The organism is Lewinella cohaerens DSM 23179 (genome assembly GCF_000379805.1).
Lineage (GTDB): Bacteria > Bacteroidota > Bacteroidia > Chitinophagales > Saprospiraceae > Lewinella > Lewinella cohaerens.
This window is the reverse complement of record NZ_KB903532.1, coordinates 352396-377566: the sequence shown is the minus strand read 5'-3', so window position 1 is coordinate 377566 and position 25171 is coordinate 352396. Positions and strand designations below refer to the sequence as shown.

The window sequence follows — 25171 nt, the reverse complement described above, 5'->3', positions numbered from 1 at the left end:
GCTCAATGTGTTTTTGTGCTGTTCTAAAAGAATTGGCAGGCCGTAACGGTCCTGCCAATTCTAATGATGTTAGTAAAACAATTTTTCTCCGACTTGAGTCGAAGGAAAAGTGGTCTTAGTAACGGTAGTATTCTGGCTTGAATGGGCCTTCTTTCTTTACCCCGATGTAGTCGGCTTGGTCGGTAGAAAGTTCTTCCAATTCTACGCCGATCTTAGCAAGGTGAAGACGTGCCACCTGCTCGTCGAGATGCTTAGGCAGGGTGTATACCTTGTTTTCGTAGTTGTCTTTNTTGGTCCAAAGTTCGATTTGTGCCAATACTTGATTGGTGAAACTGTTAGACATTACAAAACTTGGGTGGCCAGTAGCACAACCCAGGTTTACCAAGCGGCCTTCGGCCAACACGATAACGTCTTTGCCGTCGATGGTGTATTTGTCTACCTGCGGCTTGATTTCTACTTTCGTAGAACCGTAAGTATCGTTTATCCAAGCCATGTCGATTTCGTTATCAAAGTGGCCGATGTTACAAACGATCGCTTTGTCGCGAAGTAAACGGAAGTGCTTCTCGGTGATGATATCCTTGTTACCAGTAGCGGTGATTACGATATCAGCGCGAGGGATAGCCGTTTCAGAACGCAATACTTCGAAGCCGTCCATCGCTGCCTGTAGTGCACAGATGGGGTCTACCTCAGAAACGATTACACGACAACCAGCACCACGTAGGCTCGCTGCGGTACCTTTACCCACGTCACCATAACCAGCAACGAAAGCAACTTTACCAGCCATCATTACGTCTGTCGCACGGCGGATAGCATCTACTGCAGATTCCTTACAACCGTACTTGTTGTCAAACTTAGACTTGGTTACAGAGTCGTTTACGTTGATCGCTGGCATCGGAAGGGTGCCTTTGTTCATGCGCTCGTACAAGCGGTGTACACCAGTAGTGGTTTCTTCGCTCAGGCCGTTGATGCCTTTTACCAATTCGGGGTAATCATCGAGTACCATGTTGGTCAAATCACCACCATCGTCGAGGATCATATTGAGGGCCTCTCCACCAGGGAAGGCACGTAGTGTCTGTTCGATTGCCCAGCTGAATTCTTCCTCGTTCATGCCTTTCCAGGCGTATACAGGAATTCCTGCTGCTGCGATAGCTGCTGCAGCGTGGTCTTGGGTAGAGAAGATGTTACAACTAGACCAGGTAACTTCAGCACCTAATTCTACCAGTGTTTCGATCAACACAGCGGTTTGAATAGTCATGTGTAGACAACCTGCAATGCGCGCACCTTTCAGTGGCTTACTGGCTCCATACTCTTCCCGGAGTGCCATTAAACCTGGCATTTCCGCTTCCGCTAATCCAATTTCTTTACGGCCCCAATCGGCCAGGTTAATATCTTTAACCTTGTACTTCAATGTTTCTGTTGCAGACATGCAATTAAATTTTCAATTTGGCAATGGTCAAATATTAGCTACCGACCAGAATTCGACCGCAAAAGTACGCAATTATTCGCGGTTTTGAGGTCTTTGTTTCAATGCTTTATGGAGGATTAACAATAGAGAAGGGCGAAGTGTTTTCACTCTTCGGCGCTGTCTTCGTATTTCCATTTGGCACCGAAGCGCTCTACCAGGATATTGTCATAATAATCGGCGCGTTCAAAGAGGTGCTGAAAACGCTTCTTGCCACTCTCTACTTCGAGATAGCGGTCATAAATCAGGATAGAAAGAATAACATCACGCCCTTTGACGCTAAAAGTGAGACCGTCGTCTTCGTAATTTTCCCGTAGTAAGTATTCGTACAATTCGCCCAATTGATCCTGTGGTAATCGGCAAAGGTGAGCATCACCCGTAATTAAGCCTGAATCTTCGTGGTAAGATACGAGTATACGGGCGCTTCCTTCCTGGATTTCCCATGTGTTCAGGCCCCGGCGAGCGAGGCGCACATCATGGTCGAGTGCTGCCAGTAGCAGTTCTATGGTGTAGGGAGTGCCTACGGGTTCAAATGCTTCGGCCTCGGAGGCCAGGCGCAGGTAGGCTCCGCAATTAGGGCAGTAAGAGGTTTCTTTTTGATCGGAAAAGACCACATTTCTACAGGAATTGCAGCGAGCTGCAGTCTCATTCCGCTCTGCAGCTAAATAGAGATTAATGGTTTCCAGCACAAAAACGGCTGGCAGTGAAAATCCAAGCCCTTGGGCTTCTTCCAGGTCTAGTACGTTAAGCCCGATGATTTGGCCTTGCTTATCGACCAGTGGGCCTCCGCTGTTGCCGGGGTTGAGTGCGGCGTCGTGTTGGTAATAATAAAAGTCTTCGTGTTTGCGACGGTTATTGGACAGATTACCGATGGTGCTGGAAAACCGCAAACCAAAAGGATGCCCCATTGCCAATACCTGATCACCGGCTGCGGGTTCATGGTCTTCGCAGAATTTTACGTTGGGCAATTCATAAGTAGTACTCAGTTTGAGGAGAGCGACATCGTAATAAGCATCCCAATAGACGATTTTGGCCATCTGCCGGGGGAGGTCTTCTGCTTCGATGATCACTTCCCGATTATCGCGCACAAGGTGTTCGTTGGTAACGATCAACTGTAGATCCTGAAGGAAAAAACCAGTTCCACCCATGTTGTAAGGAGTGGCAATCTGGACGAGAACGGGGCGAAACTGTTGGATGATATCCTGCATGCGGGCAAAAGCGGTGATTTGAGCGTTAAGTTAAGGAAAAAGCAGTAGATTTTGTCAAAAGCAAGGTCTATCGGATGAAAGTACACTTGGGGTAAAACCCTGCTTAGTTTTTGTCGATGGATTGAACGAATGGTAACAAAATTTCCTCCCTGACCGGTTTAAATGCCTCAATGTGTCCTTTTTCGCTTAGATGATCATCGTTTTCGAAGTAAAGATCAGCAGTGTTTTTGTGAGCTTTAAACGTTGGTAAGAGGTCTATATATTGAATGCCGGATTTTGCTGCCCACTTGGCCAGGTTGTCCTGTGGTGTATGCGCATTGGTTAGTTTTTTTTCTACATTGAAAGTGATTTTTCTATAAAAATCATGATGACTTTCGTCGACTTGGACAGTAGAAGGAATACAAACTAATTTTAGTTCTGCGTCGATTGAATGAACCAATTGAAGTATTTCGTCCAGTTTTTGTTCGATGCTTTTCCAAGCAATCTTACTTTCTGACGATTGGATGGTAAGGTTGTCAAAAAGATAATTGGGCTTCCAAGACCCCATGACCAAGATGTGTGGATTTACATACTCACGCCCTATTTTCCCAGGATGGTATAACCGGTTTTGGGCATAAGCAATAATATTGGAATCTATTCCAGCTTGCTTAAAAGCGGGCCAGTCAAAATTATAGTTTTGTAATATTTCCTTTTTTTCTTTGGGCTGCAATACGATAGGCTCTTTTGAAAACGGATTTTTCTTGCGTGCCTCAGTAAACGTATCGTCGGTAAAAGTTAGTTGTTTCCACCAAGGGAAATCTGGTCGCTTAGGTTTTTGGTCGCGTCGGTACAAGACGTCAGTGAGGTCATTACCTGAATAATAGAAAAGAATGACCAGGTTGGGCTTGTAACCTGGGCTTATCGCTTTCATTCTATCTAGGTACTCAATTGGCCCAAACCCACCCATGGAAGCGTTGACATAGCCGATATCATGATCATTAGAAAAGTGTCTGATATCTTCATATAGACAATGATCAAGATTCCACCAAGTGAGCTGAGAGTCGCCTAGGACTAGTATACGATTGGCTTTTGTTTTGCTTTGGTCATAATTCCACTTGGCAAGAATTTGATTGCTCCATTCAAATCGAATTGTTTCCGTATAAATAAGTATTGAAGCAGTTAGGAAAAATATTAATGCGCTAAATAATACAATGATCAACTTAAAAGCGGTTTCTCTTGAGATAGAAATAGACATGCTTTTAATAGAATTCGTTACACATAAATAAGTGTTTATTGTTTTTGGGGAGAATAGATGTTTTGTAGACGCCCTTGCCTTTTACCACTCTGCCCCCGGATAGGCCCGTTGCATCCACTGCAATTCAGTGAGGATATAGCCTAGTGCTTCTGTGTGCATGCCTTGTTTTCCGCCCTGCTGAGGATATTCGTTTTCAGGAATGGTAAGCGTGGCTTCTGTGATAATGGCCTTTCGCTTAGCTTCCACCAGCGGGCGCAATACTGCCAGGTCAGGGCCAATACCTGCCGCGTGAGCAGCTTGGTCGATCTCGTCGGGTAGGAGCGCTTCTTCAGCATACATCCAGAGGTCATCCAGTGCTTGTTGCATCTTTTGATGACTTTCTGCGGTACCATCTCCCAGGCGAATCATCCATTCAGAAGAGTACCGCAGGTGGTAGGTTACTTCTTTAAGCGACTTCTGCGCGATGGCTTTTATCTGATCGTTGTTACTATTTACGAGTGCTTCGTGCAAGTAATAGTTAAAACTATCAAAGAGAAATTGACGAACAATCGTGTAGGCAAAATCTTCATTAGGGTGCTCTACGAGTAGGAGGTTTCTGAACTCCCGGTTGTCACGCAAAAAAGCGATCGCATCTTCGTCACGCCCTTTACCTTCTACTTCGCCAGCTAGTGCTAGCCAGCTACGCGCTTGTCCCATAAGGTCGAGCGCAATGTTGGTAATGGCAATGTCTTGCTCCAGGATGGGACCGTGCCCACACCATTCGCCGAGGCGCTGGCCAAGAATCAGGGTATTGTCACCGAGGCGGAGGAGGTAGTCGAAGTGTTGCTGGTTCGTCATAAGGAGGGTGTAAGGGTGTAAGGGTGTAAGGGTGTAAAGGTTGGGTGTAGAAAACGCTTACACCTTTACACTATTCTACTTTTACACCTAACTACATGTGTTTAATATTATCCGGGACATCATAAAAAGTGGGGTGGCGGTAGACCTTGTCGTTGGCTGGTTCAAATAACTCCTCGCTTTGGTTAGGGCTGGAGGCAGTAATGTGTCGGCTTTCCACCACCCATAAGCTTACGCCTTCGTTACGGCGAGTATATACGTCACGGGCATTTTCCATCGCCATTTCGGCATCAGCAGCGTGTAGGCTACCAGCGTGTTTATGGCTTAAACCATTCTTGCTACGGATAAAAACTTCCCAAAGTGGCCAGGAATTCATAAGGTTTATTTTTTTGCAGAGGGTTATTCTTCTCTACACTTTATTGTTATCATGTCGAATATCACTGCACATGGTCGTATAGCAGGTGGTGTTGGGAGAGAATCAATTTGGGACAATCAAAGTCCCTCTTCCTTATACCAAGTACCTTGTACCATAAAACTAAGCTACCTCTTCGCGTGCTGCTTCGGTACGTTGACGGCGTTTTTCGGCGTAAGCCATAGCTGCATCACGCACCCAGGCGCCTTCTTCGTGGGCCTTGCGGCGGGCACGTAGACGCTCACGGTTACAAGGGCCGTTACCTTTGACGACGTTCCAGAATTCATCCCAATCAATAGCACCGAAATCATATTGACCCGTTTCTTCATTCCATTTAAGGTCAGGATCAGGAATGGTAAGCCCCAGGAATTCTGCTTGAGGGACGGTAGCGTCGACAAAACGCTGGCGCAGTTCGTCGTTGGTGAAACGCTTGATACGCCAAGCCATGCTCTGAGCAGTATTCGGCGATTCATCATCGGCAGGGCCAAACATCATCAAGGAAGGCCACCACCAGCGATTGAGGGCATCTTGGGCCATGGCTTTTTGAGCTTCATTCCCTCTGCTGAGGGTGAGCATGATCTCATATCCTTGGCGTTGGTGAAAGCTCTCTTCTTTACATACGCGTACCATAGCACGAGCATAAGGGCCGTAAGAAGTACGGCAAAGTGGCACTTGATTCATGATCGCTGCACCGTCGACGAGCCAGCCGATAGCACCCATATCTGCCCAAGAGAGGGTAGGGTAGTTGAAGATACTACTGTATTTAGCTTTGCCGCTGTGCAGTTGATCAAGGAGTTCTTCCCGATCAATCCCCAGCGTTTCACAAGCACTATAAAGGTAGAGGCCATGGCCGGCTTCATCTTGTACTTTCGCCAATAAGGCCACCTTGCGGCGAAGGTTGGGGGCACGCGTGACCCAATTGCCTTCGGGCAACATTCCTACAATTTCACTGTGGGCGTGCTGGGAAATCTGGCGAATAAGCGTCTTACGGTATCTTTCCGGCATCCAATCCTTAGGCTCGATGCGTTCATCGGCATCAATACGGGCTTGGAATTGTTCTTCTAATACGGTTACTTTCTCCATGATCGCTAGTTTAAAATACACTCAAAGATAATGTATTTCTAGAACACGAACAAATGTTCGTTTGTTGCGAATTGCTGATTTTTTCAATGAAAGCTTGTTACTTTTTAGAGGTCTTCCATTATACTATTAGACACTCTCGTAAAAACGCGCTCCAATTGTATTGTTTTTTGACTTTAAGAGGCGCCAAAAGAATGCTTGTACAAGCGCTTGACTTTCTGATTCAACTTACTCCGTTTTAAACTTTATTGTAAATATTTAATTCAGAACATCATGTTGAAAAGATGGATCTGCTGCCTATGTATTGTAGGTAGCTTAGCTACGCTAGTGGCCCAAACGGAGAGCACCCCTAACACTATGGCCGGAAAAACCTGGCTGGAGGGAGGCGCAGAAAATGCCTACGAATCCTCTGCACCCTTGCCTTACGCAGGTGTGCGCGAGGCTGATATCATGTGGGAAAAACGGGTATGGAGAGTGATTGATACGAGAGAGAAGATTAACCTTACTTTCCGCCATCCGGAATTTGCATTATTCAGTGTTCTTGCAGAAGGCTTGGCTGCTGGAGCGTTATCTGCTTACAGCCCCGAAGATGATCGCTTCAATGAACGTGTTTCCAGTGAAGAAATATTAAGTCAACTTAATAAATCGGATACGGTAACGGTTATTGATCCTGTTACTGGAGACTTTACTGTTCAAGTGGTAACCAATAATTTTGACCCGGAGCGTATCAAACGCTGGCGCGTACAGGAGGTATGGTATTTTGATACCCGTTACAGCGAGATGAAAGTGCGGATTATTGGTATAGCTCCTTTGGTGGAAACAACCATCTCTGATGGCGATGGTGAACTAGCTTTTGAATCCCCTATTTTTTGGATCAATTATGCAGAGGCAAGGCCGTGGTTGGCTCAGCATACTGCCATTATTCCCGGGAATGACCATAGCCGTACTTCCTGGGAAGACCTTTTCGCTATGCGCCGCTTTGATTCCTATGTTTATAAGGAAAACGATATGCGGGGTCGGCGCTTGGAGGATTATCTTTCCGGAACGGATTTGTTGCTAGAAAGTGAAAAGATAGACCGAACTATTCAGAATAAGGAGATGGATATGTGGAGTTATTGATAGTGGGTTACTATCACATAGCCACATAGAATTAGCGTGAGATGCGATATTAGCATCTCACGTTAGTTTATTGTGTATTTTGATTCGAAATTTGCTTTCCAACTTTATATTAAAGTTAGGTGGGCATGTGGTAAGAAAAGGATCAAACCATCTCCCCAACCTTTGCCACTGCGCGATCCAGTCCTTCGGCGTCTTTACCACCAGCGGTAGCAAAATGCGCCTGACCACCACCGCCACCTTTGATCTCGCGAGCGAGTTCACGGATAATTTTGCCCGCATTGAGGTCTTTGGCTGTAGCCAATTCCTGGTTGATAATGAGGGTCAATAGTGGCTTGCCTTCGTTTTCAGAAGCCAGAAGTACAAAAGCATTTTCTACTTCTTTTTCCAGCTGGAAAGCCAAGGTTTTCACCGCGCCAGCATCACTCAATGGAATACGTGCCGCGAGGAAGTTGACTCCGCCGCGGTCTTCAAATTTCTGTTTGAGGTCGCCTTTGAGGTTGGACGCCTGAGCGGTAACCAGTTTTTCTACTTCCCGCTTCAGCGTCTTGTTTTCTTCTTGCAGGCTGGTGATGCCTTTAACGAGGTCGTTGCTTTTGAGCAGGTTGCTGACTTCACTCAGTAGCTGCAGTTGCTCGTTGATGTAAGCCTCTGCACCGGCACCAGTCACCGCTTCGATTCTACGGATACCTGCTGCAACTGAATCTTCCTTCACTATTTTAAATAGGCCAATTTCACCAGTAGCGGGTACGTGCGTACCACCACAGAGTTCCTGCGAGAAGCCTTCCTCAAAGGTGATTACCCGCACAGCATCGCCGTATTTTTCACCAAACAGCATCATCGCGCCCAGCTCTTTGGCTTCGGCAATGGGTACGTCGCGGCGCTCGTCCAGTGCAATGTTTTGGCGAATTTTTTCATTCACCATCTTCTCAATGGAAGCTAACTCCTCGTCGGTGACCTTCTGGTAGTGCGAGAAGTCAAAGCGGAGACGATTGTTGTCAACGTTTTGTCCTTTTTGCAGCGCGTGTTCACCTACTATTTGGTGTAGTGCAGCGTGCATAAGGTGTGTAGCCGTGTGGTTCTGCGAAGTAGCTGCCCGGCGTTCGGGGTTAACGCGTGCCAGTACTTTGCTCTCCAGGTTGTCGGGTAAGCGATTTACAATGTGAATGATCAGGTCATTCTCTTTTTGGGTGTCTATAACCTTCAAGCTTTGGCCATCGACGATAAGCTCGCCGCGGTCACCCGCTTGTCCACCGCTTTCTGCGTAGAACGGAGTGGTAGCCAGTACCACCTGGAATTGATTCTTCTTTTTGACCACAACGGTGCGGTACTTCAGTACTTCGGTGTTCTCCACTTCGAGTTGGTCGTAGCCTACAAAGCTCACTTCGCCATCGTTGACGGTCTGCCAGTCGCCTACTTCCTTCTCTGCGTCTTTGCGCGAGCGTTTTTTCTGTACTTGCAGCGCGCTTTCGAAGCCCGCTTCGTCGATGGTTAAGCCCTGCTCGCGCGCCATCAGGCGAGTAAGGTCAATCGGAAAACCAAAGGTATCATAAAGCTCAAAAGCATCCTGCCCACTGATTTGTCCACCAGTGGTTTCCAGCGAAGCGAAGCGCTTGAGGCCATTCTCCAATGTATTCAAAAAGGTCTTCTCCTCGCTTTCAATAATTTTTGCAATCTGCTCCTCTTGGGCTTGTAATTCAGGGAAGCTTGCCCCCATTTCTTTAACCAAAATAGGCACTAATTTGTGGAGCAACGGTTGCTTTACATCCAGGAAAGAGTAGTAATAACGTACTGCTCTGCGTAGAATACGACGGATTACGTAGCCCGCTCCACCATTATCGGGAAGCTGCCCGTCGGCAATAGTGAAGGATACGGCGCGGATGTGGTCGGAAATCACCCGCATCGCCATATCAGCTTTCGCCTTGGGGCCGTAGTTGTAGCCGTATTTATGGCCAGTTTCTTTTTCGAGGAAAGAAATCAGGGGGGTGAAAATATCGGTGTCGTAGGTAGCGGTCTTATTTTGCAATACCATACACAGGCGTTCGAAGCCCATGCCGGTATCCACGTGCTTAGCGGGCAGGCTTTCTAGGCTGCTGTCGGCTTTGCGGTTGAATTGGATAAATACGTTGTTCCAAATTTCTACGACACCGCTATCGTCTACATTGACGAGTGTAGCACCGTCGACTTTGGCGCGTTCTTCGTCGCTGCGGGTATCTACGTGAATTTCGGTACACGGGCCGCAGGGGCCAGTGTCACCCATCTCCCAGAAGTTATCTTTTTTGTCACCATCCAGGATGCGGTCGGTAGGGAGGTGGCGTTTCCAAAATTCGCGGGCTTCTTCGTCGGAAGCTAACTTTTCATTAGTATCACCGCCAAAAACGGTTGCGTAAAGGCGGTCTGCCGGGATGCCCATACGGTCGGTAAGGAATTCCCAGGACCAAGCAATAGCTTCGTCTTTGAAGTAATCGCCAAACGACCAGTTGCCCAACATCTCGAACATGGTGTGGTGGGTGCCGTCGAGGCCAACATCCTCCAGGTCATTGTGCTTGCCAGATACACGCATACACTTTTGGGTATCTGCAATCCGCGAGGCGGCAGGCGTCTGATTACCAAGGAAGTAGTCCTTAAACTGATTCATACCCGCGTTGGTGAACATCAGGGTAGGGTCGTTGCGTAACACAATCGGTGCAGAAGGCACTATTTTATGTTGTTTCTCAGCAAAAAAGTCTAAAAAAGCCTGGCGTATTTCGTTCGCTTTCATCGCGGTCGTTGGTTTGCGGTCTGGTAATTTTGGGCTGTCTGTTGAGTAGTATAAAGTGCTACTGAAAGATCAAAGTTCCCAACACTACAAAGTAGATCTAAAATTTGAGCGACAAAGATACAGAATTGTAGAAAGGGTGTAGAAGAAGTAGTACATAAAGTTATGAGCGGTTCTGCTTTGGTCGGGTTTAAAACCCGACCTTAGGGAGCAGAGCGGCTGCCCATGCCTCGTCCTGCCCTCCCGATGGATCGGAATGCGCCGTGCTTCAGGCCCGGCCTTGCGGAGTGCTGATCGTACCAGTGCGATAAACTATATAGGCTTCCCGACCTTCTTGGTCGGGATAGCCCCCAGACTACGATGCCTTGTCTTGCTGGTCCCCCGACCAGCGTAAAAATGCGTTAATGCTGATTGCTGGTCAGGGGACCAGTGGGATATGACATGTTAGTTAGGGAACTAACATGAGCAATAATGTTGGAGATTAAGATTTTTCAATCTTCCACCTTTCCGAGGTGTTTTTTCTTGATTCTGCTATTGTTTTTCTAAGATGTGTCCCAACCGTAGAGTGCGATCATACGATTAGGTGCAAAATCCACCGCAGCGAATGCCCTGCGCTAGGGGTGGGAGCCAGCACCGGGCACCGGGGCGCCCGCAGGGCCAAGCGAACAGCGCGTGGCGGACGACCCGACCCCGACCCTCAGGGAGGGGAAGCGCCCAAAAGAGGATTCCTTATCAAAATTTCCGGCAAACAGGTTATCTTGGTTTCTCAAACTACATTTGTATGAAAAATAGCGCTGCTTTATTGCTTATCCTCCTCGTCGCTGGCGGCCTTTGGGGGCAATCTGTTGGTATTGATGATTATTTATCGCCCGCTAAATGGCGGAATATTGGACCTTTTCGAGGAGGGCGTTCTGTAGCATCCTGCGGAGTAGTCGGTGATCCGCTGACTTACTATATGGGTACGACTGGTGGAGGCCTTTGGAAGACGACAGACGCGGGACAATACTGGCAGAACATCTCTGATGGTTACTTTGAAACAGGTTCGGTAGGAGCAGTAGCCGTAGCCCAAAGCGACGCCAATGTGGTGTACGTGGGGATGGGCGAACACGCACCCCGAGGCGTGATGACGACCTATGGCGACGGCGTGTACAAGTCGACAGATGCCGGTAAAAGCTGGCAGCACCTAGGACTGGAAATGACACGCCACATTGCGGGCGTAAGCATTCACCCAAAGAATCCGGAAGTAGTATATGTAGCGGCGCAGGGAGCACTGCATGGGCCCTCGACCGAACGTGGTGTCTACAAAAGTAGCGACGGTGGTAAAACCTGGCGCAAGACGCTGTACGTGAACGAAGATACGGGCTGCGCCCACTTGGTGATGGACCCAAGCAATCCGCGTATTCTCTACGCGGCCATGTGGGAGCACCGCCGACTACCTTGGCAGGTGATCAGTGGTGGTGCAGGCAGCGGCTTGTATAAATCGACAGACAGTGGCGAGACTTGGAATAAAATAGAAGAAGGTCTGCCAAAAGAACTGGGCAAGATGAGCATTGCCGTGAGTGGTGCCAATCCGGAGAAGCTATACGCCCTGGTGGAGAGCGATACCGAAAAAGAGCAAGGCGGCTTATTTGTTTCCCAAAATGGTGGTAAATCTTGGTCGCGGATCAGCAAAGAGCACCGCTTGGTGCAGCGGGCCTGGTACTATATTGAGGTCTTTGCTGACCCGCTGGACGAAAACACGGTCTATGTGCTCAATGCCTCCGCCATGAAATCTACCGATGGTGGTAAAAGCTGGTCGGGCGTGGGCTATACGCACGGCGATCATCACGATCTGTGGATCAATCCAGACAACAGCGACAACATGGTCCTGTCTAACGACGGCGGCGCGGCCATAAGCTTCAATGGTGGCGATAGCTGGTCGACGCAGAGTAATATGCCTACGGCTCAGTTTTATCGTATCAATGTTGACAATCATTTTCCGTACCGCATCTATGGAGGGCAGCAAGATAACAGCTCGGTAAGAATTGCCAGTCGCAATATCAGCGGCCGGAGCATCACTGAAAGCAATTGGACTTACTCGGCTGGTGGCGAGAGTGCCTTTTTGGCCTTTGACCCAGACAACCCGCGCTATGTGATGGGAGGCAGCTATCAGGGTACCATTGAACTACTGGACAGCGAAACGGGTGATGGCCGCGACATCATGGCTGCGCCCTACCAATATCTGGCCCTGGAAGCCAAGGATATGCGCTATCGCTTTAACTGGAACGCACCGATTATCTGGTCGCAGCACGAGCCAAATACCTTCTACCACGGTGCCCAAATGCTGCTAAAAACCCAGGATATGGGCATCAGCTGGACAGAAGCGTCGCCAGATTTGACGCGTAATGACAAAGCCAAGCAAGGCAAGGGCGGTGCTCCTTATACCAACGAAGGCGCTGGTGGCGAAAACTACGGCACGCTGAGCTACGTGATAGAGTCGCCCCACACTGCGGGCACTATTTGGACAGGCAGTGATGATGGACTGGTACACCTTACACGAGATGGTGGCAAAACCTGGAACAACGTCACTCCGAGTGGGCTGGCGGAGTGTCTGATCAATGCTATTGAGGTTTCTCCGCATGACCCTGCAACGGCCTACCTGGCAACGACGCGTTACAAATTCAACGACTTTGTGCCAGGCTACTACAAAACCACCGACTACGGCAAAAGCTGGACCAAGATCAATCAGGGCATCCCCGACGGCGCTTACTCGCGGGTGATCCGGGAAGACTCTGAACGCGAGGGGCTGCTCTTCGCTGGTACGGAATTGGGGCTGTACCTTTCGCTAGACGGGGGAAGCAACTGGGTGGCCTTCCAGGGCAACCTGCCAGCGGTGCCAATCACCGATTTGAGGATTCACCAAGGAGACGTGATTGCCGCAACGCAGGGGCGTTCCTTTTGGGTGTTGGATGACCTGGAGTTGATTCGGCAGTATGAAGGTGCTAAAAAAGGATTATTTCTTTACCAGCCCGCTGATGCTATCCGCTTGAATGCCGGTAGCCCGCTGGATGGCAATACCGATAATTTTGACGGAATGGATGCTACTACAGGTATAAACCCCGCTACGGGCATGGTGCTCTACTATGAGCTAACCGAAGCAATGGCAGGGGAAGACCTGGAATTACAGATCATTGGCTCTACCGGAAATTTACACCGCACTTACTCCTCTGAGGCTGAAGCTGATTTCAAATCCTACGCCGGTGGCCCCTCTGCGGAGGCTACGCTCCCTAAAAAAGTGGGCCTAAATCGTTTTGTGTGGGATTTGAGAAACGAGCCCTTGCTGGGCGCACCTGAAGCTTATATTGAAGGCAGTTTTCGTGGGCACCGGGTAGCACCGGGTACCTACACTTTGCAATTGAGTGCAGGCGAAGTTACCCAAAAGGTGGAAGCTAAGGTCTTGCCTCACCCTGGCTACGAGATCGACGACAAAGTCTACGGTGAGCAAGATGGGTTCCTACAAGCGGTAAGTGTGCAAATCAATACCATACACAAGGCCGTCAACGAGCTAGAACAGGTAAAAGAAAGACTGGTAGATGTGATCCCGCGGATTGATGCAACATCAACAGAATTGCGGGCCAACTGCCAGCAGCTCCTTAAGACGATCGACGCCTGGGATGGTAAGCTGGTACAGCGAAAATCGCAGAGTTACGATGATGTGATCAATTTTGAGAATGGCCTTACGGCGGATTATTTTTTCCTGAAAGGGCAGGCAGATTCCAACATTCCCAATGTGACCCAAGCCATGGGAGCGCGCCTCAATGAACTGAACAAGATGTGGCAGCCGCTGGAGCAAGAGTACCAGAGGATGATCAATACGATTATTCCTGGATTGGAGAAGCAGTTGTTGGCTGCGGGGGTGGGGGTGTTGCGGTAATTTTCTGCTTCTCTGATGTGGTTTCTCTGACGTGTTGATATTGGAATTATTTGAGTTTTATTGATGATTAAATGCGTGCTCTTATGCGATTACAACTGTTGTGTGGCCTAGTGTTGCTGGGGACGATTTTGTTTGGCCAAAGGTCTTTGCTCGTAACATGGCAAAGCACCAGCGGAGTCGTGGACAGCGGAAGATTAAAAAAGATCCCTTCCCGATTTATGGATGACAGCGAGTTGGTTTTTTATAAAGAAAACCAGGACGAGATAGCTATTTCGCCAGAAAGAGTAGACTGGGTCATTTACAACAGCGACACCATCCTCCAGCGACGGCATCACAATAGTCGTTACCTATTCATGCAACTGCTTTACAAAGGTGAAGTGAGGCTTTACAAGGTTATACAGTCGTGGGCTTATCCGCAATATTACCTTGTGAGAGGTGAACAATGGGAGCAATTAAACCACTTGGTTCCCAAGGAGGCTGGTTACCGTATATTGCGACAAAACTGCCGCGGGTTCAAGCCTGCCAAACGAATCCGCAATGATTATCAGGCAGTAGCTGTAGCTCAACAAATAAATGATTGCCTTGGTGTGGAAAAACATGCTCCAATTGAGACGCTGACAAACTTTAGAAATCAGATGGGCATCTCTTACAATTTGCCGGCCAAACCTTATTCAAGATTTGATGATCGCAACCGAGGCTATCCTGGAAACCCCAGTAAATATTGGCCTATCTATCCCCCCTCTTTGTCTTTATTTTATGAGCGCCAGGTCTTTCCTTATCGAACGTGGCTCAAAGCCCAACTAAATGTCGTTTTCATTCACCGTGACAACCAAGAGTATAGTAAATTAGTCTACCCTGGAAATACGTATCAAGTAAAGGAAGCTTTTGAATATACCGCCTTCCAATTCTATCCCGGACTGAATTTTGCAACAACACCCAAGAAACGACTACAGTTTCGCCTTGGTCTAGGAGCGGTTTTTACTGCACCACTGGCTTCGCGCAGGGTTGTCACTTTACAAAAGCCTATCTCCATCCCGAACATCCCGGTAAAGCAGGAATTCATCAACATTGTAGCTACGGACTCTGGATATTATGCTCAAACTGGCGCCCAATTCCGCGTTCATCGTACGTTTCAACTGGGCCTTAATTTCCGGATTGAATCCTCCCATCAATATTTACGTCATGAGAATATAGGCAGTGATTATATACTGTATTCTCGTTCTTTTTCGGAAAGAGCACATATCGCTCGAAACACTGTCTATCGACTGCAAATGCAAGTGGCCTATAGCTGGTAATGGCAACTGGTACACCTGGTGAAGACATCAAACAGGCGATGTAGGAATAATAGCATGACACCTTATGCTTGTGAGCCTCTGATTTCCCCTGACACATAAAAACGCCTTGATGATTTCCTAAGGAAACCATCAAGGCGGATAAAATATGGGTTGTTGTGCTACCAAGTCTTCCTCCTAGATATATTCGAAACCTTTGGTTGAAGGTCCGATCACGAAGGTTACAATATCGTGGCGCTTCTTTTCTTCTTTCCGGCCTCCCACTCTAGTAATAGAAGGATGTTGTACTTCTGGCTCCGGCGAAAAGACGAAACTGTTTCCATTGACACTGGTGGGCAAACTGGTACTGTAAACTGCTTGACGCGCTGGCCCATCAGGACCAAGAGGGTTGTCCCAGTTAACATGAAAATGTTGCTTCTTACCACTTTTGTTAAAGGTAAGCTCTACTTCAAAGTGTCCTTTCGAACGGCCCGCACTTCGGTAGGGTTCAGAACGGAAGATCAAGGCTGCTGCCTCCGCTTCATTGGTCAGGGCTTTGTCGCGGAGAATAGCGGCTTCATCTGTATCAATCCATTTGCCGCCATCTTGTACGACTTTGGTGATTCTCATGGTTGAATTGGGTACTGTATTGAGTAATACCATCGAGGTGGTATTGGCTTCGCGGATAATATTGACCAAAGCTGGCACAAAGATCCCCAGTGCAACTACTGCTCCGACAATACCTACTGCCGAGCCAATGATTCCGGCAGTGATCGTCACCGCACCAACGGTAGCCACGGCTGCTCCTCCAGCACCCCCGACCGTAGCGAGGGTCGTCATTACTGCCAGGATAGACCCACCCGTAAGAAAACTGGCATCGAGATTGATCTTCGTCAGGTCTTTATCCGAAACCGTTACAGGGACATCTACATTATAGGTGCGTCCTTTCATTGGACCATTTTGAATACGAATAGGCAAAGAAAATAGCTTTTTCATGACAAGGTATTTTTAAAGTGAAATATTAATACTGTTCTTTATGTATTGCGCAGAAAACAAAGTGTGTGTTCAAGTCCTCCAAATAGTTAAAGGGCTTATTCAACTATTATGAAAAATAAAACCACACTTTCATACTGTCCCTTAGCTTAGCTGAAGTTGCTGAGCGTAGCTAAAGAATTTCGCCGTTGGCAATAGCATTACTGTTACGATATCGTGGCGTGATTTTTCCACACCCCGCTTTCCTTTAGCGTGAGAGGAGGTGACGGTCGCAAAGGCATATTGATTTGCGGCCATCTCTTTGTTAGGACTGGCATTGTAAGTTGCTTGCCGGATAGGGCCATCTGGTCCTAAAGGATTATCCCAATTGAAGGTTAACTTTTGGAGTTTATCGCCCGGCAAATCCAGCCCCAGAAGAATACGCCCTTTTTGCAATCCTGCGCTGCGATAGGGCTGAGAGTTGTAGACCAGTGCTGCAGCCTCTTTATCTGTTCCTACCACTGCTTTATCTTGTCTCATGGTCGTCTCAGAAACATCTACCCATTCCCCATCTTCTTGATCAATATTGATTAGTCTTAAGGTAGAATCAGGAACCGCGTTGACAAAAACGAAAGTGGTTGTATTGGCAGAGCGAACGACGTCTACGATATCAGTTACCAGAAAAGCTATGTCAGAAATTACTTCCGCAGCAGTAAGTATATTCCCTCCTACTTCTGCCACTTCTGATAGTTTGCCAGCGTTACCCGCAGCCTTAGTGGAAGGTTTCTTGGCAGCAATAATCTCATTGAATGTCTCCATCAAATAAGTACTGATTTTTACACCCAATTCTTCGCCCAGCTCTTTACCGGGGCCTGATACTTCAATATCAACTTTCTTGTTCTTGATTTGATACCCGCCATTCTTAAAACGAATCGATAATATAGCCTTAGTCATCACCCCTAATTTTGGTTAAGTATTTTGATTACACTTCCAAAACTAGGCGATGATTAGCCCCTAAGACAGCAGTTTTACCCCAACGGTGGCTATTGGCTTCCGAGTGGTGAAGATTAAATTCCGAATGGAAAACGGTAAGAAATCGTTATTAGATCAACTTTAAGCGATTGAGTACTGCTTCTTTAAAGCGACGACTGATAGGCACATTCTTATTCCCCAGTACCAAGAATTCCTGGTTATCAGTTAGCGCATCAATTTTACTAAGATTAACGACGTAGGAACGGTGTACTCGCATAAACTGCTCGGGAGGTAAATTTTCTTCCAGCACCCGAAGGGGAACGCTCAGTAGATACTCTTTTTCAGCAGTATGAATCAGGCAGTAGTTACGGTCAGCTTCCGCAAAAAGAATATCACCAATGTAGACCTTGATCATGCGATCTTTGTGCCGCACGAATATTCTGTCACTGAGAATGAAAGAATTATCCTGGTCGCCACTTAACTTGCTGTTTTGATCGAGGCCTCCTTCCTCTCTAATGCGTTGCACAACCAGTTCCAGCGTCCGTTTTAGACCCCTGTGTTGAAAAGGTTTAGAAAGAAAAGCGTAAGGATGAGCCGTTTTGGCTTGTTCAAAGTGCTGGTCATCTGCATTGGCTGTAAGGAAAACAACAGGAATACTGAATTGCGTACGAATGGCTTGAGCTGCTTCTATCCCGTTCCATTCTCCTTTTAAGGCAATATCCATCAAAACGATATCAGGTCGGGTAGCCTCAATATTTTTCATAGCGTCTTCTCCTCTTGGCGTAATGCCACTGACTTCGTAGCCCATTTTCTCCAAGGCTAAAGAAATATCGGCAGCGATGATCATCTCATCTTCCACAATCAAAATTTTCAAAGGACTTGTTTCCATTTTAACTAGGATAAGTAATTGTGATCGCTGTCCCATTCGAATAATCGCGTGAAAGCTTCCCATTGAGTTGCAGGGTCAGTAGCTCGATTAAACGTGTACCGAAACCCGTTCCCTTGTGATTTTCAGTGGCTAAACCTTGTTCTCCGATACCATTATCTGCAACGCTTAGCTGGTAGTGCCCACTAGGGGTTTGCTTCAAACTGAGGGATATTTCGCCTTCTTGGTCATCAGGGAAGGCATATTTACAGGCATTGATAGCCAACTCATTAACAATCAAGCCCAAAGGCACCGCCGTGTCGACATCTATCTCTAAAGGTTCCATCGGCACCCTGATTACAACATTGGCCGCCGAACTGCCAAAGGTATCCAGGATCGTCTGTCCCATGGTTTCCAAATAATCCTTCATTTCTACTGCCGCAAGGTTTTTGCCCTGGTAGAGCTTCTGATGAATCAACGCCATGGAGCGCACTCGGTTTTGGCTTTCCTGAACCGCCTGCAACGCATTTGGATCATTAATACTAGCCGACTGCAAATTCAATAAGCTAGAAATAACTTGTAGGTTGTTTTTTACCCGATGGTGAATTTCCTGTAACAGTAATTCATTTTCTTCCATCTTTTGCTCCAATTCCTCATTTGTTTTTGCCAGCAATTGGTTGGCAGATTGCTTCTGGCCATAACTCCGGTAGAGGAGAAAAAGGATTAAGCCCAATAAACTCGCAATTCCAATAACGAAAACCTGGACCGTTCGCTGTTGATTCAGTCGCTCTTCCTGGGTAGAAATCAGTGCTTCTTTTTTTTCGGTTTCGTACCTGGTGCGCAATTCGCTCGTAGCCTGATCTTTCTCTAGTGAAAGGGCCTCGGCACTGAGATCAGCTTGCTTCTCACGATACAACAAGGCATTTTCAAAATCCCCCAAGGCCTTATAGGTTTCACTTAAGTGGTCATAGTTTTCGGGCAGATTAGAAGAGTACCCATATTCTTCTTGTAAGGCCACCCCTTCCAGTAAAAAGGGTAAAGCTTGAGCATATTTTTTTTGTCTAAGGTAAACGTCACCAATGTTAGCAGCAGTAGCGCTGATTCCTCTTGGAAAATTCAGGTTCCGCGCTACTTTAATGGCCTTAAAGTACCCCACTAAAGCTTCATCGTAACGTTCCAATTGTTTTAGCACGTTCGCTTGTGTATTCACGAGGCTGGCCATCTCAATTTCGGGAGCGTCTAGTTTTTTCTTTATCGTCACAGCTTCGGTGACCATTTGTAGTGCACTTTCGTAATCCCCTGGTAAAATATAGGTATTAGCAGCGTACTGATAAGCATCAGCTAAGCCTTCCAAATCGCCTTGTTGCTCTAACATTTCTATTGCTTGTAAACAATAGTCAATTGCCTCGTCTGTTTGTTCTAAATAACCAAGTATATCCGCTAGTCCGAGGTACATTTTTGCGATTCCTTCTTCATCTCCAAGTTCTTCGTAATATTCAAGCCCATTCAAGCTGTGCTCGAAAGCCAATTGATACTGCCCTTGATTTTGGTAAGTAAAACCCATCTGTCGCAAACACCAGGCAGCCTTGCTCTTTTCTTGCTCTTGCTCATAGAATTCAAAAGCAGAAGAAAAATACCATTGCGCAGAGTCATACGCTCCCATCATTTGTAAAACATCGCCTTTCTGAAACTGGAAATCTGCTACCTCTGCAGCTAGCTGAGATTGTTCAGCGATTTGCAAACCTTGCTCGGCATAAAGAAGAGATTTTTCTAAGTCCAGATCGCTCGCTACAACACTCAATTGAGTCAACAGCGCCAACTGGCCTCTTGGGCCTACAGCTATCTCCAGCGCCTGCTCCAGGCTATCGAGAACTTCTGATTGACAATAAACACTACCCGAAGTGAGTAGCACAAACATTATGGTGTATATGGGTTTCATACCGTTAGTTACAGCAATGTTGATGTTGTTGCCACTAACGGAAAGATAACATTTAAGTAGTGTCTAAAAAACTAAATCCTCTTTTTGATTTGCCCAACAGGCTCAAAGTCAGGCTTTGCTAATTGGACTTCATGGATAACTGTATCCGCTTGCGTTCCCGATCAATGGACACTACCCGGACCTGTACCTGCTGGTTCAGACTAACCACATCCGCTGGGTTTTTCACAAACTTATCGGCCAACTGGCTGATGTGTACCAGGCCATTTTCCTTAATGCCAATGTCTACAAAGGCACCAAAATTGGTCACGTTGGTCACAATGCCTGGCAATTGCATGCCCTCATGAAGGTCATCGATGGTACTGACGTTGGCAAACTGGAAGGACTTGGCTTCGCCGCGTGGGTCCAGACCGGGTTTGGCCAATTCCTGGAGGATGTCTTTCAGCGTAGGCAGCCCTACCTCTTCGGTGATGTACTGGCGGAGGTTGATCTGTTTGCGCAGTTCTCCGCGCTGAATCAAGTCAGTGACGCTTACGCCTAAATCGGTGGCCATCTGTTCTACCAGCGCATAGCGTTCTGGATGGACGGCCGTATTATCCAGCGGGTTCTTGCCGTCGCGGATGCGTAAGAATCCGGCTGCTTGCTCGTAAGCTTTATCGCCCAGGCGAGTTACCTTTTTCAAGGTTTTACGTGATTTGAAGGGGCCATTTTCCCGACGGTAATCGACGATATTCTGGGCCAGCGTGGGACCAAGACCAGAGACATAAGTCAGCAGATGTTTGCTGGCGGTGTTGAGGTTGATGCCTACTGCGTTGACGCTGCTTTCTACCGTACGATCTAGGCTATCTTTCAGCATCGTCTGGTTTACATCGTGCTGGTATTGACCAACGCCGATGCTCTTGGGGTCAATCTTTACCAGCTCGGCCAATGGGTCCATCAAGCGGCGACCGATAGAGACCGCACCGCGCACGGTAAGGTCCAGCTCTGCAAATTCTTCCCTTGCGGCTTCAGAGGCCGAATAGATGGATGCTCCCGCTTCGTTGACCGAGAATACCTCTACGCGGCGGTCAAAATTGATGCTGCTACACAAGCTGAGCGTTTCCCTCCCAGCGGTACCGTTGCCTACCGCTATCGCCTCGATATTGTAGCGATCGACCATGTCCTCCAGCATGTAGCGGGTTTCAGCATCTTTATTCTGAGGTGGGTGTGGGTAGATGGTGGTGTGGTATAGCAAGTTGCCATTGGCATCGAGGCATACGACTTTGCAGCCCGTCCGAAAACCAGGGTCAATGCCCAGTGTTGCTCGTTGCCCAAGAGGGGGAGCTAGTAGCAATTGCCGTAGGTTGGTGGTAAATACTTCGATGGCCTCCTTGTCGGCTTTGTCTTTGGCTAGCTTCCGGAATTCAGTTTCTATGCTAGGGCCAAGTAACCGCTGGTAGCCATCTTGCAGCGCCATTTTCACCTGCTGGCTGGCTTCGCCGTAACCATCCAGGTAGCCACGTTCCAAATCGGAGAGCACCAATTCGTCTTCGGGAGCAATGATCACGCGTAAAAGGCCTTCTTCTTCACCACGGCGTATCGCCAAAAGGCGGTGGCTTGGGCATTTGCTCAGCGGTTCGCTGTAGTCGAAATAGTCCTGGTATTTAGCCGCCTCTTTGTTTTTACCACGTGCAACCTTGCTGGTAATGATTGCGCTGCGGCGAAAGTGTTTACGTGCGGTATTCCGTGCTTTCTCGTCTTCATTGGCTATTTCAGCGATGATGTCGCGGGCGCCTTGGAGGGCGTCTTCTACCGTGGGCACATCGTCGTTTAAATAACTTGCGGCCATCGTTTCAATGCCCTGCTGCTGGCGTTGGTCCAGTATCTTCAGTGCAAGGGGCTCCAAGCCTCGTTCGCGAGCCACACTAGCTCGGGTTTTGCGCTTGCGTTTATAAGGCAGATACAAATCTTCCAGCTCATTGGTATCGTAAGTATTACGGATACGTTGTTCCAATTCGGGCGTAAGCTTGCCCTGCTCCGCAATGGCAGACAAGATGGTTTCGCGGCGCTTTTCCAAATCGGTCAGGCGCTTGTGCTCTTGTTGAATTTCAGCCAACTCTACTTCGTCCAACTCTCCGGTAGCTTCTTTCCGGTAACGGGCAACAAAAGGAATGGTTGCGCCATCGTCAAACAGCCGTAAAGCTGCTGCTACCTGCTTCTCCGAAATATTAACCGCCTTTGCAATTCGCTTAATCAACGCTGATGACATGAGCTTCTTTTTTGGGGAACGCAAAGATGGGAAATTGGAAGCAGAATATGACTGGTTACAAGGATTCTTTATAGCAATTGAATTGAACCATATAAGAGCATATAAGAAAATATAAGCCTCTCTTTTTGATTCTCTTCTAGCAACATAACTGTCCATTTTCGTACAATTATGTTCATGAATGCACACTGAATTGGCCATTAGTAACTGTGTAAATTACTGATTATCAATTAAATATCCGAATGGCACAACACTTGCAATATAATTATCGAATTGAAATCACCCGACATTATGTTTAAGAACTATATCAAGACCGCTTTAAGAAACCTTTGGAAGAACAGGTTCTATAGCGGCATCAACTTACTGGGGTTGAGCAGTGGGATGCTGTGTTTCCTTTTCATTGCGGCTTTCGTTCAGGACGAACTGAGTTTTAATCGTTTTCACGAAAAAGGAGAACGGATTGTTCGCATGAATTTCCTTGGAGAGATGGGCGAAAACGATCTTACCGTGCCACAGCTTGGCGCACCCGTAGGGGCTGTAATGAAGGAAGAATTTCCGGAAGTAGAAAGCTTCGTTCGCTTTCGGGAAACAGGGGAGTACCTCGTACGCTACGAAAACCAAAGCTTTCAGGAAAGGAAAGTTGTCCATGCAGACAGTACACTATTGGATATTTTTGACTTTGTGCTAATCGATGGCGACCCCAATAGCATTTTGCGACAAGCAGGAACGGCTATCGTCACCCAATCCATTGCTAAAAAGTATTTCGGCAATCAAAACCCCATCGGTAAAACGATCCAATTAGACAATGAGTCAGACTACGTTGTTAATGGTGTTTTGGCCGACTTGCCTGAAAATTCCACCATCCAGCAAGACATCTTTTTGGCCATGGCTGACCTTCCGGAAAGTCGCGAGACCTTGTGGACCAATATGAATTTCGAGACTTACTTTCTGCTTCGTGAAGGGGCCAAGATTGCCAAAATAGAAGCCAAACTCCCTGAGTTTCTTCGTCGGCACCTGGGCAGTGAAATGGAACAGTTTTTGAAAATTTCTTTCGATGACTTCCTCGCAGCCGGTAATTCAGGAGCCTTTACCATTTTGCCCCTGCACGATATCTATCTCCATTCTGAATTCCAGGAGAACCTCGGACCTAGTAGCGACATCAAATACCTCTACATTTTTGGTGCCGTGGGCTTATTTATATTATTGTTGGCGGCCATCAACTTTGTTAACCTGGCGACAGCAAGAGCCTCTACTCGTTCCCGAGAAGTAGGCGTCCGCAAAGTCGTAGGTGCTGGTCGGCGCCAGCTTATGGGGCAGTTTCTGTCAGAGAGTACCCTGCTCGCTTTTATGGCATTGGGGGTAGCGCTGATTGGAATGGCGATTACCTTACCTTATTTCAATGAACTGGCAGGCAAATCCATCAGCATGGGTTTCTTTACCGAGCAACCGCTGATGGTTTTTATCGGCTTTTCGCTGGTAGCTCTTATTGGCTTGCTTGCAGGGGTTTATCCTTCCTTTGTTTTGGCGGGTTTCAAACCGCTCGAAGCCATTCAGCAACGCGTACAAGGCAATGGCAGGAGCCACCAATCGGGATTGCGGGGCGCGCTGGTGGTCTTTCAGTTTGCTATTACGACCTTACTATTGGTAGGAACGCTGACCGTATACCAACAGATGCAATTTGTACAAGAGAAAAAACTCGGCTATAACAAAGAGCAGCTGTTGCTCATTGACGGTGCTTATGGTTTGGGTGATCAACTATCGGCCTTTACCTCTCAGTTGGAGATGGACGCCAGGGTAAAACACCTTGCGACGACCAGCTATCTGCCGACCCCTTCCAGCCGCAATAAAAGTGGCTACTTTCTGGGCAATAGCCCTGATAAAAGTGCGCTGTACATGATGCAAGTATGGTATGTAGATGAAAACTACCTGCCTACCATAGACATTGAATTGGTAGAAGGCCGCAACTTTGAGCCTACTACTGAAACAGGAACTACGACCAATGTTATCGTTAACGAAGCCGCCATCCGCGAGTTTCGCCTCACCGGCGACGTCATTGGTCAACAGATCAGCCGCAACTTCGGCGAGGATGCAGGCGATCAGTCTGAACTTCATGTCTACAATATTGTGGGTGTCGTAAAAGACTTCCACTTTGAATCACTTCATCATAAAATCGACCCACTGGTATTGCATCAAAGCCAAAGTACTCGCTTTGTAGCTGCCCGTGTGACACCAACGGACCTGCCTGGGTTACTTACCGATATTGAGCAAAAATGGAAGGCATTAGCTCCTCATCAACCTTTTCAGTACACCTTCCTGGATGAAGGGTTTTCACAAATGTATGAGGCTGAAATTCGGATGAGCAAGGTGGCACGACTCTTTGCCTTCTTGTCGATCCTGATTGCGAGTATTGGGCTATTGGGTTTAGCGACCTTCACGGCACTCCAACGCCAGAAAGAGGTAAGTATCCGCAAAGTGTTGGGTGCTTCGGTCAGTGGTTTGTTCCTACTGCTTACCCGTGACTTCGGCAAACTGATTCTTATTGCATTGGTGATTAGCTTGCCGCTGTCGTGGTACCTGATGCAGCAGTGGTTGCAGGGATTTGTGTACGCCACGGCGATCAGTATCGGTACTTTCTTCCTTACGGGTGGGGTGTTGTTATTGGTGGCGCTACTGGCGGTAGGGTTCCAGTCGTTGCGGACGGCGCTGGGGAACCCAGTGGATGCTTTGCGGGGGACGTAGGGTATAGAAATTCGCTTAATAGACTGCCTCGTACAAAGATGTGGTTCCCCATCATTTATGGCGGGTACAACCACTCCCCCCTAAAGGATGAAGAACCTTTATTGAATGGCACTTACTCAAAATATATCCTGTTGGAGTAGCATACAAGCCTATC

Annotated in this window: 16 protein-coding genes; 4 read left to right on the top strand and 12 right to left on the bottom strand. The window is 47.6% G+C overall.

Translation table 11 applies throughout. The features are described from left to right. Positions 1–115 precede the first annotated feature (115 nt). The 6 genes from ahcY to paaA all read right to left on the bottom strand — a co-directional run bounded on the left by ahcY (position 116) and on the right by paaA (position 6233). Positions 116–1426 (bottom strand): adenosylhomocysteinase, encoded by a 1311-nt coding sequence (gene ahcY, locus A3EU_RS0103675; protein ID WP_020534772.1) that lies wholly within the window; start codon positions 1424–1426, stop codon positions 116–118. Between the two features lie 143 nt (positions 1427–1569). Beyond that, positions 1570–2670 (bottom strand): trypsin-like peptidase domain-containing protein, encoded by a 1101-nt coding sequence (locus A3EU_RS0103670; RefSeq protein ID WP_020534771.1) that lies wholly within the window; start codon positions 2668–2670, stop codon positions 1570–1572. A gap of 103 nt (positions 2671–2773) precedes the next feature. Then, a complete protein-coding gene (locus tag A3EU_RS0103665) occupies positions 2774–3904 on the bottom strand; it encodes an SGNH/GDSL hydrolase family protein (RefSeq protein ID WP_020534770.1) in 1131 nt (376 codons plus the stop codon). An 81-nt stretch (positions 3905–3985) separates the two neighbouring features. Beyond that, a complete protein-coding gene (gene paaC / locus A3EU_RS0103660; protein ID WP_020534769.1) occupies positions 3986–4741 on the bottom strand; it encodes a 1,2-phenylacetyl-CoA epoxidase subunit PaaC in 756 nt (251 codons plus the stop codon). Between the two features lie 91 nt (positions 4742–4832). After that, the gene (paaB, locus tag A3EU_RS0103655; RefSeq protein ID WP_020534768.1) at positions 4833–5114 is read right to left on the bottom strand and encodes a 1,2-phenylacetyl-CoA epoxidase subunit PaaB; all 282 of its coding nucleotides are present in this window, start codon (positions 5112–5114) and stop codon (positions 4833–4835) included. A gap of 159 nt (positions 5115–5273) precedes the next feature. Then, a complete protein-coding gene (gene paaA, locus A3EU_RS0103650; protein ID WP_020534767.1) occupies positions 5274–6233 on the bottom strand; it encodes a 1,2-phenylacetyl-CoA epoxidase subunit PaaA in 960 nt (319 codons plus the stop codon). A 270-nt stretch (positions 6234–6503) separates the two neighbouring features. Here paaA and porN point away from each other — a divergent pair, with 270 nt between their 5' ends. After that, positions 6504–7349, top strand: coding sequence for a type IX secretion system ring subunit PorN/GldN (gene porN / locus A3EU_RS0103645; protein WP_020534766.1), 846 nt, complete (start codon positions 6504–6506; stop codon positions 7347–7349). 142 nt (positions 7350–7491) lie between these two features. On the opposite strand, the gene alaS is transcribed toward porN, so the two are convergent. After that, entirely contained in the window at positions 7492–10107 is a 2616-nt protein-coding gene (gene alaS, locus A3EU_RS0103640) for an alanine--tRNA ligase (RefSeq protein ID WP_020534765.1), read from the bottom strand. A 778-nt stretch (positions 10108–10885) separates the two neighbouring features. Here alaS and A3EU_RS0103635 point away from each other — a divergent pair. Next, positions 10886–14017: a WD40/YVTN/BNR-like repeat-containing protein gene (locus tag A3EU_RS0103635; protein WP_020534764.1), complete on the top strand. Its 3132-nt coding sequence runs from the start codon at positions 10886–10888 to the stop codon at positions 14015–14017. A gap of 83 nt (positions 14018–14100) precedes the next feature. Then, on the top strand, positions 14101–15312 hold the full coding sequence (locus A3EU_RS0103630; protein WP_156825633.1) for a hypothetical protein: 1212 nt from the start codon (positions 14101–14103) through the stop codon (positions 15310–15312). A 174-nt stretch (positions 15313–15486) separates the two neighbouring features. Here the strand turns inward: A3EU_RS0103630 and A3EU_RS0103625 are convergent, their stop codons facing one another. The 5 genes from A3EU_RS0103625 to A3EU_RS0103605 form a co-directional block, all read right to left on the bottom strand. Next, positions 15487–16284 carry a hypothetical protein gene (locus A3EU_RS0103625; protein ID WP_020534762.1) on the bottom strand — a complete coding sequence of 266 codons (798 nt, stop codon included), beginning with the start codon at positions 16282–16284 and terminating at the stop codon, positions 15487–15489. A 141-nt stretch (positions 16285–16425) separates the two neighbouring features. Beyond that, positions 16426–17214 (bottom strand): hypothetical protein, encoded by a 789-nt coding sequence (locus A3EU_RS0103620; protein ID WP_020534761.1) that lies wholly within the window; start codon positions 17212–17214, stop codon positions 16426–16428. Between the two features lie 148 nt (positions 17215–17362). Continuing rightward, positions 17363–18121: a LytR/AlgR family response regulator transcription factor gene (locus tag A3EU_RS0103615; protein WP_020534760.1), complete on the bottom strand. Its 759-nt coding sequence runs from the start codon at positions 18119–18121 to the stop codon at positions 17363–17365. Position 18122: 1 nt separating this feature from the next. Continuing rightward, on the bottom strand, positions 18123–20036 hold the full coding sequence (locus A3EU_RS29270) for a sensor histidine kinase (RefSeq protein WP_083937239.1): 1914 nt from the start codon (positions 20034–20036) through the stop codon (positions 18123–18125). 118 nt (positions 20037–20154) lie between these two features. Then, positions 20155–22281 (bottom strand): Tex family protein, encoded by a 2127-nt coding sequence (locus tag A3EU_RS0103605; RefSeq protein WP_020534758.1) that lies wholly within the window; start codon positions 22279–22281, stop codon positions 20155–20157. Between the two features lie 288 nt (positions 22282–22569). Here A3EU_RS0103605 and A3EU_RS0103595 point away from each other — a divergent pair, with 288 nt between their 5' ends. Further along, the gene (locus tag A3EU_RS0103595; RefSeq protein ID WP_020534756.1) at positions 22570–25017 is read left to right on the top strand and encodes an ABC transporter permease; all 2448 of its coding nucleotides are present in this window, start codon (positions 22570–22572) and stop codon (positions 25015–25017) included. Positions 25018–25171 lie beyond the last annotated feature (154 nt).

Coding starts and splice junctions, on each gene's coding strand:
- A3EU_RS0103665 (WP_020534770.1), bottom strand. CDS start 3,904: ATGTCTATTTCTATCTCAAGAGAAACCGCTTTTAAGTTGATCATTGTA.
- A3EU_RS0103625 (WP_020534762.1), bottom strand. CDS start 16,284: ATGAAAAAGCTATTTTCTTTGCCTATTCGTATTCAAAATGGTCCAATG.
- A3EU_RS0103630 (WP_156825633.1), top strand. CDS start 14,101: ATGCGATTACAACTGTTGTGTGGCCTAGTGTTGCTGGGGACGATTTTG.
- A3EU_RS29270 (WP_083937239.1), bottom strand. CDS start 20,036: ATGAAACCCATATACACCATAATGTTTGTGCTACTCACTTCGGGTAGT.
- alaS (WP_020534765.1), bottom strand. CDS start 10,107: ATGAAAGCGAACGAAATACGCCAGGCTTTTTTAGACTTTTTTGCTGAG.
- paaC (WP_020534769.1), bottom strand. CDS start 4,741: ATGACGAACCAGCAACACTTCGACTACCTCCTCCGCCTCGGTGACAAT.
- paaA (WP_020534767.1), bottom strand. CDS start 6,233: ATGGAGAAAGTAACCGTATTAGAAGAACAATTCCAAGCCCGTATTGAT.
- A3EU_RS0103605 (WP_020534758.1), bottom strand. CDS start 22,281: ATGTCATCAGCGTTGATTAAGCGAATTGCAAAGGCGGTTAATATTTCG.
- paaB (WP_020534768.1), bottom strand. CDS start 5,114: ATGAATTCCTGGCCACTTTGGGAAGTTTTTATCCGTAGCAAGAATGGT.
- porN (WP_020534766.1), top strand. CDS start 6,504: ATGTTGAAAAGATGGATCTGCTGCCTATGTATTGTAGGTAGCTTAGCT.
- A3EU_RS0103595 (WP_020534756.1), top strand. CDS start 22,570: ATGTTTAAGAACTATATCAAGACCGCTTTAAGAAACCTTTGGAAGAAC.
- A3EU_RS0103635 (WP_020534764.1), top strand. CDS start 10,886: ATGAAAAATAGCGCTGCTTTATTGCTTATCCTCCTCGTCGCTGGCGGC.
- A3EU_RS0103620 (WP_020534761.1), bottom strand. CDS start 17,214: ATGACTAAGGCTATATTATCGATTCGTTTTAAGAATGGCGGGTATCAA.
- A3EU_RS0103670 (WP_020534771.1), bottom strand. CDS start 2,670: ATGCAGGATATCATCCAACAGTTTCGCCCCGTTCTCGTCCAGATTGCC.
- A3EU_RS0103615 (WP_020534760.1), bottom strand. CDS start 18,121: ATGGAAACAAGTCCTTTGAAAATTTTGATTGTGGAAGATGAGATGATC.